This is a genomic window from Streptomyces sp. NPDC057565 (assembly GCF_042801455.1).
GTDB classification, from domain to species: Bacteria; Actinomycetota; Actinomycetes; order Streptomycetales; family Streptomycetaceae; genus Streptomyces; species Streptomyces yanii.
Genome location: NZ_JBHVFU010000063.1, coordinates 37,060 through 44,656, shown reverse-complemented (window position 1 = coordinate 44,656; position 7,597 = coordinate 37,060). Strand labels below are relative to the sequence as shown.

The following is a 7,597-nucleotide window of genomic DNA, read 5'->3' as shown; positions in this document are numbered from 1 at the left end:
GGCCGGGTGGGAAGCTGCAGGCGCAGCAGCGCCCGCTGCCCGTCGTCGGCCCGTTCGATGGCGGCCTGCTGCCCGTCACAGGCGGCGAGCAGCAGGATGCGCGAGACATGCGGCGCGGGTTCCAGCTCGAACACACCCGCCGGGAGACGGCCGTGCTTACGCTCGAAGGCGGTGATCTGCCGGGTGCGGGAACGGATGATGCTGGACGGAAGATACTCCCCGCCCGGTATCGCGGCCCGCACCTGATCCCACTCTTCGGCAGTGCGCTTCGCGGGATCGGCGGGCCACGCGGCCAGAACTCCAGCGGTCACATCAGCCCGCCACTTCGCCGATCGCAGCGCACGCCCGGCACTCTCCTGGGCGATGCGCACGATCCGGTCGTTCACCTTCACCCCTTCGGGGGCGACGGTCCAGCCGAGGCGGCGCAGTGCCATCCACGCGTTCGACGGCAGCTTGCGGCCCCCGGCATCCTCCCCGGAGGCCAAAACGTTCACGTCGGCGGTGTTCCAGTGCCCGGCCAGCAACGCGCTCGTCATGTCGGCCACCAGGTCGGCGCACCAGCCGACCCGCTCGACCAGGGCGGCACTGGTGAGGACTTCGCCGGTCTTCTCGTCCACGCCCGTACGAATGAGGGCGCGGGCGCAGGCGGTACGGGCGGTCTCGCCGTCGGCGAGGGGCAGCTTTCGGCTCACGCCACCCGCCCCTCGTCGCTGTCGCTGCACTGGCCCGATTCGGCCAGCAGACGGCGGCGGTTGTCCGCACTGCGCATCCCGTACAGCCGCCCGGCGAACGTGGTCACCAGGCAGCCGAAGTCCTCCAGCAGTTCATCCCGACCGCCGAGCTTCTTCGCGTGCAGTACCTCCACGGTGACGCCGTACACGGCGAACAGCCGCTTGAGCCAGCCGACACCGAACCGGGCCAGCCGGTCCTCGTGCGTGACACGAACAACAGTCACGGAGCCGTCCGACACCATCGCCAGTACACGGTTGAGTCCGGGCCGGTTCTCCTTCAGGCCCGAGCCCCGGTCCCGGACGACCTTGACGATCTCGCCCGTGGAAGTGGCCCGCAGTTCGGCCTCCTGGGCCTTAAGCGAGGACTCCTGCCCGGACGAGCCGGACACGCGCACATACAGCAACTCCAGGCGCGAACGGGCACTTGAGGAGTCGCTGCCGCGCTTCATGTTCTCCACATCCACCGAGGAGAACCGGCGCTCACGGCCGACCCATGTAAACGGGATCTTGCCGTCCAACGCCCACTGACGAAGCGTCATCGGGTGTATCCCGAGACGCTTCGCAGCCTTGGACACGCGCAGCAACTCCATGCACGGAACCATACATACGCAACACTAGGGATTACTAATGAAGTTGATGAGCCTGCTCCCTCGGTTACGGCTGTTGCTGCCCCGGGCGGTGCCAGCATGTTGGTTCAGGGGACTACGTTGTAGGTGAATAGGGCGGTGTTGGCGAGAGTCTTCCGTGGGGTGAAGCCCGCGCCCAGGAGTCAGAACAGAGGGTCGTCAATCCGATGGTCGAGTAGGTCTGCCGACTCCGACATCGAGGGCAGGTACGCCCGTGGCAATTCATCCACTTTTCCCACAACCAGTCACCATTGGCGTGGTGCAGGAAGAAGACCGGGCCGTTGGGTGATGAGGCCGGCGCCATGTCCCCGCCGATCCACTGGTGCACCTGGTTGTGCGACCCCGTGCCGGTGAAGCCCTGCAGATGGAAGGCGCTGCTTTCATGCAGGAACCGCCACGGCTGCGCGTTGTACATGGACGGCGCGGCTGTGGCGTCCTTCACGAGGGTCGTCACGGCCTCGGTGTCGAGTCGTTGGCTTCATCGAGCAGTAGTGGGTTCTGGCACACATTCCGTGAGGGCGATCAACGACGCTGGAGTTCGTCACCACCCGCAGGCCGAGCCGTTCAATCAGCCCAGCCTTCGGTGTTGGAGCAGGATTCGTAGGAGTAGCGGGTCTCACGGTCCCATTCCTCCCCAGTGATGCGTTTGTATGCCCGGTCCGGGGTGTAGAGCAGGGGCTCGGCCCAGATGAGGTCGATGGCATAGGGAGTGAAGGCTGCAGAGTTCTGGAGGGCGTTGTCGAATTTGGTGCGGCCGGCGGCGACGACCGCGGCACGGGTGTAGAGGAAGGCGTCATCGGACAGGTCGTGTCCGTACTCCTTGCGGTCCAGTCGGTAGAGCGCCCATGACAGTTGTTCGGCAAAGCCGATGACCAGCGACAACGGGGACTGGGCAAGCCGCTCGGTGAGCGTGGCTGCAAGGAGTTCGGCGTCCGGGTCAGGTCCTGTGGGCCTGCAGTCCTCGATGAGCTGCCAGAAGGCGTCTTCGTTCATGCTGGCGAGCATGCCGCAGGGGTCTGACAGTCCTGGCTCTGGGTCACCTGTTTGCTGCGGCTGTGAGAAGGACGCGTTTGCGGAGCAGGGGGAGCTTGGCTCGTCCGAACATCTGGCGTTTGATCATCTTGATGTGGTTGACGCGGCCCTCGACGGGGCCGGAGTTCCAGCGTGTGCTCAGGCCTTGGACGACGGCGTCCCAGTCCTTCTCCAGGCCGGTGGTGAAGGCATGCAGGCGGGGCAGGTCCGCGGTGCGGACGGCGCTGATCCAGTCTTTGAGGTGCTGACCGGAGCGGGTTTGAAGGATCGCTGCGAAGCTGCGGACGTGCTCGTGGAGGGCGATCAGTTCAGGGCAGTGGGAAAGTAGGGCGACGAACTGTTGGCGTTCTCCGTCGGCCAGGTTCTCGGGGTGTCGCATCAGCCAGCCGGTGATCCGGCGGATTCCTGGTGGTGCGGGTGGGACAACGCGGATGCGTCGGCGGCGCCTCGGTCGCAGATAGTCGCTGATGATCTGGTAGCTCCCGCAGTAGCCGAGGTTCTGAAGCTCGGCAAGCAGCTGGATGGCGTTGGTGTGTCCTTCGGCCCAGGGTTTGTCCAGGTGGGACTTGTAGGGGTCGAGCTGGCTGGCCCGGGGCTGGTGCCTTCCGGTCAGCAGTTGTTCGGGGGCTGCCGCGCGGGCGTTCCGGCGGACGGTGTTACCGCCCATGTGCAGTTCCCTGGCGATCTCCCTGATCCCGTGCCCCTGGGCCAGCAGGGCATGGATGGTCGCGTGCCGCTCTCGGATGCGAGCTTCGATCGGCGACATCGTCTTCGTCGCATCCGCGCTGTCGCCATCGCTCGTGGGGTCATCTGAGCTGGTGAAAGCCGTCTTGAGGCACGTGCTGTGGAGTCTGACGGTGGCTTCGACGGCAGTGCCGAGGTTCTGCCAGAGGTGGAAGCGGTCGGCCACTTGGATCGCGTTCGGTGCACCGGTCCGGGCGCCGTCGGCGTAGGAGCCGGACCGGTCACGGCAGATGATCTCGGCGCCGGGATGCTCGCGCAGCCAGCCCGCGAGGGTGGAGGCGTCCCGGCCGGGCAGCAGATCGAGAGGCCGGCCGGTCCCGCAGTCGATGAGGACAGTGCCGTGGTGGTGGCCGCGACGGGTGGCGAAGTCATCGACACCCAGCACCTTTGGAACGGCGCAGAGCGGATCAGGCACGGTCATGATCGCCCGCAGCAGCGTCGTCCGGCTCACCCTCGTCTGCAGTACAGCTGCCAGACGGGCCCCGGCCCGGCCTGCGAGGGCAACCGCAACGGCCGTCAGGACACGGCGCGAGGCCGGAGTCCTTCTCCCGTACCTGAACGTCAGACCCGCGACCTGCTCAACGAACGTACGGCGCCCGCACAAGGCGTTGTCGCAGTACAGCCGCCGCACGGTCAGCTCGATCAGCACCGGCTGGTCACCGACCGGAGTGTCGGCCAGTCGGCGTTCGTAGCAGCTGTGCACATGATTCGACGGAAGCTCGCAAGCCGGGCGCGAAGCCGTGCCATCGAGGGTTCTCGCGACGATGTGCACCACACCGCACTCCGTGAACACGCGCTCCACCAAGACCGCCCTGAACTGCGGAAACAGCACCCCTATGAGGTCATCACACCGCACCACGGTCCCAGATGACGCGACGTCACCGTGGCAGAACGCCGGTGATCGCCCTCACGGAATGTGTGCCAGAACCCAGTAGTGACGTCACTTGTCGATGGGTTTGGGAGACGCCCGGATCCACGGATGGGTGATGTTGATGCGAGTTTGGGAGGCACTGGGGTTCTTGCCAGGGCAGCATTGAGGTGCTCTTGGTGAAGGGCGCTGGTCATGCCGCCGATGTCGAAGGTCGAGCTGTACGCGGCGATCCGGCGTGACCATCGCGACGGCAGCACCTGGCGCACCTGCTGGAGTCCCTGATCGTTGAAGGCGCCGAGAGCGGCGGCCTGCGCGGGACGTCCCGCCCGCCGAGCTCGCCCGGTACTGCCTCCGATCGCCGGCATCGCCATGGCGTTCTCGTCGGTCTTCGTCGTCGATAACAGACTGCGACTGCGCCGGTTCCGCGCCGCCCGGCATCCTGAAGCGGTCGTTCTTCCACACGCTTACCCGCTCCGGTACCGCCTACTCGGTGCCAGAACGGGTCCCTGTGCGAGTCTCAGTCACCGGGGCGGTGCTCAGCCGACCCGTACGCCCCACATGAACGGCATGCCGCTGGTGCTGATCGCCTCATACCGCACGACGGCGCCCGGCTTGGGGGAGTGGAGGATCTGTCCGTTGCCCGCGTAGAAGCCGACGTGGCTGAGGTCGCTGCGCATGATGATGAGGTCACCGGGCTTGAGATCGCTCAGGGAGTTGATCCGGGTGCCGATGTTGGCCTGGGCCTGGGAGGTCCGAGGGATGGAGATGCCCGCCTGAGTGAACGCCCAGGAGGTCAGCCCGGAACAGTCGAAGGAGTTGGGGCCGTTGGCGCCCCAGACATAGGGCATGCCGACCCTGGACTTGGCCGCGGCGAAGGCGGCGGCCGCGCGCTGCGAGCCGCTGGCCTCGTTGCCCAGGACGACCCGCTGGCTGGCGCGGTTGGCCCGCTGCTCCTCCGCGGCTATCTGCGCGCGCTCCTTGGCAGACAGCGTGTTGAGGAGCCCCTGTGCCTTGGCAAGCTTGCCCTGGATCTCCTTCTTCTTGTCCTTCAGCTCCTTGCGGGTGCTCTCAAGGTCCGCGAGCTTCTTCGATGCCTCCTCGCGCTGCTGGGCGAGCGTTTGCTGCTTGGCCTGGACCTTCTTGAGCGTGCTGAGCTGCCTGCCGCTGATCTGGTCCAAAGCGGCAGCCTTGTCCAGATAGCTGTCCGGGGTGGAGGAGAGGAAGAGCTGCACGGACGGGTCCATGCCGCCGCTGCGGTACTGCGCGGTGGCGAGCGAACCCAGGCCGTCGCGTAGCTTGTTGAGCTCCTCCTGGCCCAGGGCGACGGCATCCTTCAGGCTGTCGACCCGTTTCTGGAGCTCGTCGTTCTTCTCCTTGGCGCCGTTGTACTTCTCGGTCGCCTGCGTGGCCTGCTCGTACAGCCGGTCGACCTCCGCCTTGACGCCCTTCTTGTTCGGGTCCGGTAGGGGATCGGCCTGAGCCGACTGCGAGGTGAGGGTCACTACCGCGGCGGCGGCGGTAGTGAGCACGGCCGTACGGGCGCGGTTGGGCTGCTTGGGACGACGGTGGGACGCCACGAGGGCGAGCTCCTTCTTCCTCGGCCGCCTGCCGGACATGGGGCCCGGCTCCGCGTGACCTCCGCGGACTCGGCGGTACCCTCGCCGCCGCCCCGGATGGGCGGCCGACCGTGCGAAGGCTCGGAGACGGATATTAATCAGCTAAACGGCTTAGCTGCAATCTGGTGGCTCATCGGGGTTGTTGGGGGTCATCAGGGAACACAAAGAGGCAGGATGCTGCCATTGCGTCGGCATATCGGTCCAGGGTTGCTCGTTTCCATCGCTAAGTTGCTTAGCTGTTGTCTGGCCATGGACCCTGCGGGCCGGCGACGGCCACGGTCGGCCGGGCTACTACGATGAACCCGTGCCGGTCCGGCACTGTCGGCAGTTCGGAGGCGGAGGAGCACGCGTGCGGCCACTGGGTGAGCTGGAGGCGGAGATCATGACCCGCCTGTGGGCCTGGGGGCGCCCGGCCACCGCGCGAGATCTCCTCGCGGACCTCACCAGGACCCGTTCCATGGCCTACAGCACCGTCAAGACCGTCGCCGAGATCCTGTACCGCAAGGGCATGCTTCGACGGCAGAAAGAAGGGCGGGCCTGGCGGTACGAGCCCACCTGCACCCGCCAGCAATACACCGCGGCGCTGATGCGCGACGCGCTGGGCGACAACCCAGACCCCGCCGGCACACTCCTGAGCTTCGTTGAGCGGATGTCGCCGGACGAGGTAGAGGCGCTGCGCTCGGCCCTGCGGGCGGCGCAGCGGAGGAATCAGACGTGACAGCGGCCCTGGCGCTCGCCGGATACGCCCTCCTGATCGGTGCCGCCGTTCCCAGAGCGCTGGCCCGGGCCCGGTGGACCCACCACGCCCCCCGGCTGGCGATACTCACTTGGCACGGACTGATGGCGACGTTCGTCATCACCGTCGCACTGATCCTCTACCACATCGCCCTGAGAGAGCCGCACGTCCACGACGGGCTGCTCGGCCTGCTCACCGCCTGCGGCCTGTTCCCCGGCGCCGCAGTCTTCGGCCCGGCACCGCACACCGCAGCCGACCCTGCCGCCCTGCTGCCGCCGACCCTCGCCGTACTTCTTCCCGTCGGCTGGTTTCTGCGCACGGTCTGGCGCACTCGGCGCGCCCAGCGTCGCCACCTGGCCATACTCGCCATGGTGGGCCGCCCCTCCTCCGAGCACGATGCCGTCGTCGTCAACCACGACACCCCGGCCGTCTACTGCCTGCCCGGACGCTCCCGCCAGGTAGTCGTGACCGAAGGAGCGATCAAGACCCTCTCCCGCGAACAACTCCGGGCCGTGCTCGCACACGAGCGAGCCCATATCACCGGCCGGCACCACCTGGGCCACGCGGCCGCCGAGGCATTCGAACACGCCTTCCCGAAACTGCCCCTCGCCCGACACGCCCGCGAGCAGACCGCCCTGCTGCTGGAGATGGCCGCAGACGACCAGGCACTGCGCTCCTACTCCCGGGAGACCCTGGCGACCGCGATGTGCGAGGTCGCGGCAGGCCCGACGCCCCGGGCGGCCTTCGGCGCAGGCGGGCCCAGTGCGGCCATCCGGCTGCACCGCCTCCTCACCCCGAGAGCCACGCCGCACCGTGCGACGCGGCTGGGAATCGTCGGCTGCTCCGTCGCAGCACCCTTGCTGCCGCTACTCATCGCCTGCTGCCTGCTCATGGGCTGACGATTGCCGAGTTCCGTCGCCGTAGCTCATCCGACCCAACGCCCATACGGGTAACGGGCAGGAGTTGGCCGGCTTCGAGCTGCTGCGGGGCCTTGCGGCGACTCCCAGTGTGTCCTCGTCAGTCGACCGCCGGTTCGGGCGCCGTGTCCCCGTAGCTGCACTTCCGTGTGTCTCCGTGGGGAGTGGATACCGAAGACACCTCGTTCCACATAGCGCTCTTCTGCCTTTGTCCGCGCACAGGGTGTATCTGCCGCGGTGCAGCATCGCCGTGTCGCTGGCACGCTTCGGCTGGACCTTCTGGGTTGTTAGGCCCGCGCCTGCTCCCGGCGCCGCTGCTCGTGG

At 67.3% G+C, this 7,597-nt stretch carries 7 protein-coding genes and 1 pseudogene; 2 read left to right on the top strand and 6 right to left on the bottom strand.

What is annotated here, in order from left to right; translation table 11 throughout:
• The 6 genes and pseudogenes from ACFU8W_RS44310 to ACFU8W_RS44285 form a co-directional block, all read right to left on the bottom strand.
• Positions 1-617 (bottom strand): annotated as a pseudogene (locus tag ACFU8W_RS44310) (transposase); the annotation flags it as partial.
• A gap of 71 nt (positions 618-688) precedes the next feature.
• Entirely contained in the window at positions 689-1,321 is a 633-nt protein-coding gene (locus tag ACFU8W_RS44305) for an IS607 family transposase (RefSeq protein WP_384050538.1), read from the bottom strand.
• A 112-nt stretch (positions 1,322-1,433) separates the two neighbouring features.
• Positions 1,434-1,661, bottom strand: a complete 228-nt coding sequence (locus ACFU8W_RS44300) for a tyrosinase family protein (protein WP_384050550.1) — start codon at positions 1,659-1,661, stop codon at positions 1,434-1,436.
• Positions 1,662-1,921: 260 nt separating this feature from the next.
• Positions 1,922-2,350, bottom strand: coding sequence for a DUF4240 domain-containing protein (locus ACFU8W_RS44295; protein ID WP_384050535.1), 429 nt, complete (start codon positions 2,348-2,350; stop codon positions 1,922-1,924).
• Between the two features lie 43 nt (positions 2,351-2,393).
• Complete coding sequence (locus ACFU8W_RS44290; protein WP_384050547.1) at positions 2,394-3,926, bottom strand: ISL3 family transposase; 1,533 nt, start codon at positions 3,924-3,926, stop codon at positions 2,394-2,396.
• A gap of 614 nt (positions 3,927-4,540) precedes the next feature.
• Complete coding sequence (locus ACFU8W_RS44285) at positions 4,541-5,581, bottom strand: NlpC/P60 family protein (protein WP_384050544.1); 1,041 nt, start codon at positions 5,579-5,581, stop codon at positions 4,541-4,543.
• A gap of 388 nt (positions 5,582-5,969) precedes the next feature.
• Between ACFU8W_RS44285 and ACFU8W_RS44280 the strand changes: the two genes are divergently transcribed.
• Both ACFU8W_RS44280 and ACFU8W_RS44275 read left to right on the top strand, forming a co-directional pair.
• Positions 5,970-6,338 (top strand): BlaI/MecI/CopY family transcriptional regulator, encoded by a 369-nt coding sequence (locus ACFU8W_RS44280; protein WP_384050532.1) that lies wholly within the window; start codon positions 5,970-5,972, stop codon positions 6,336-6,338.
• Positions 6,335-7,255, top strand: coding sequence for a M56 family metallopeptidase (locus ACFU8W_RS44275; protein ID WP_384050529.1), 921 nt, complete (start codon positions 6,335-6,337; stop codon positions 7,253-7,255). The genes ACFU8W_RS44280 and ACFU8W_RS44275 overlap by 4 nt, the downstream gene beginning before the upstream one ends.
• Positions 7,256-7,597: the final 342 nt, after the last annotated feature.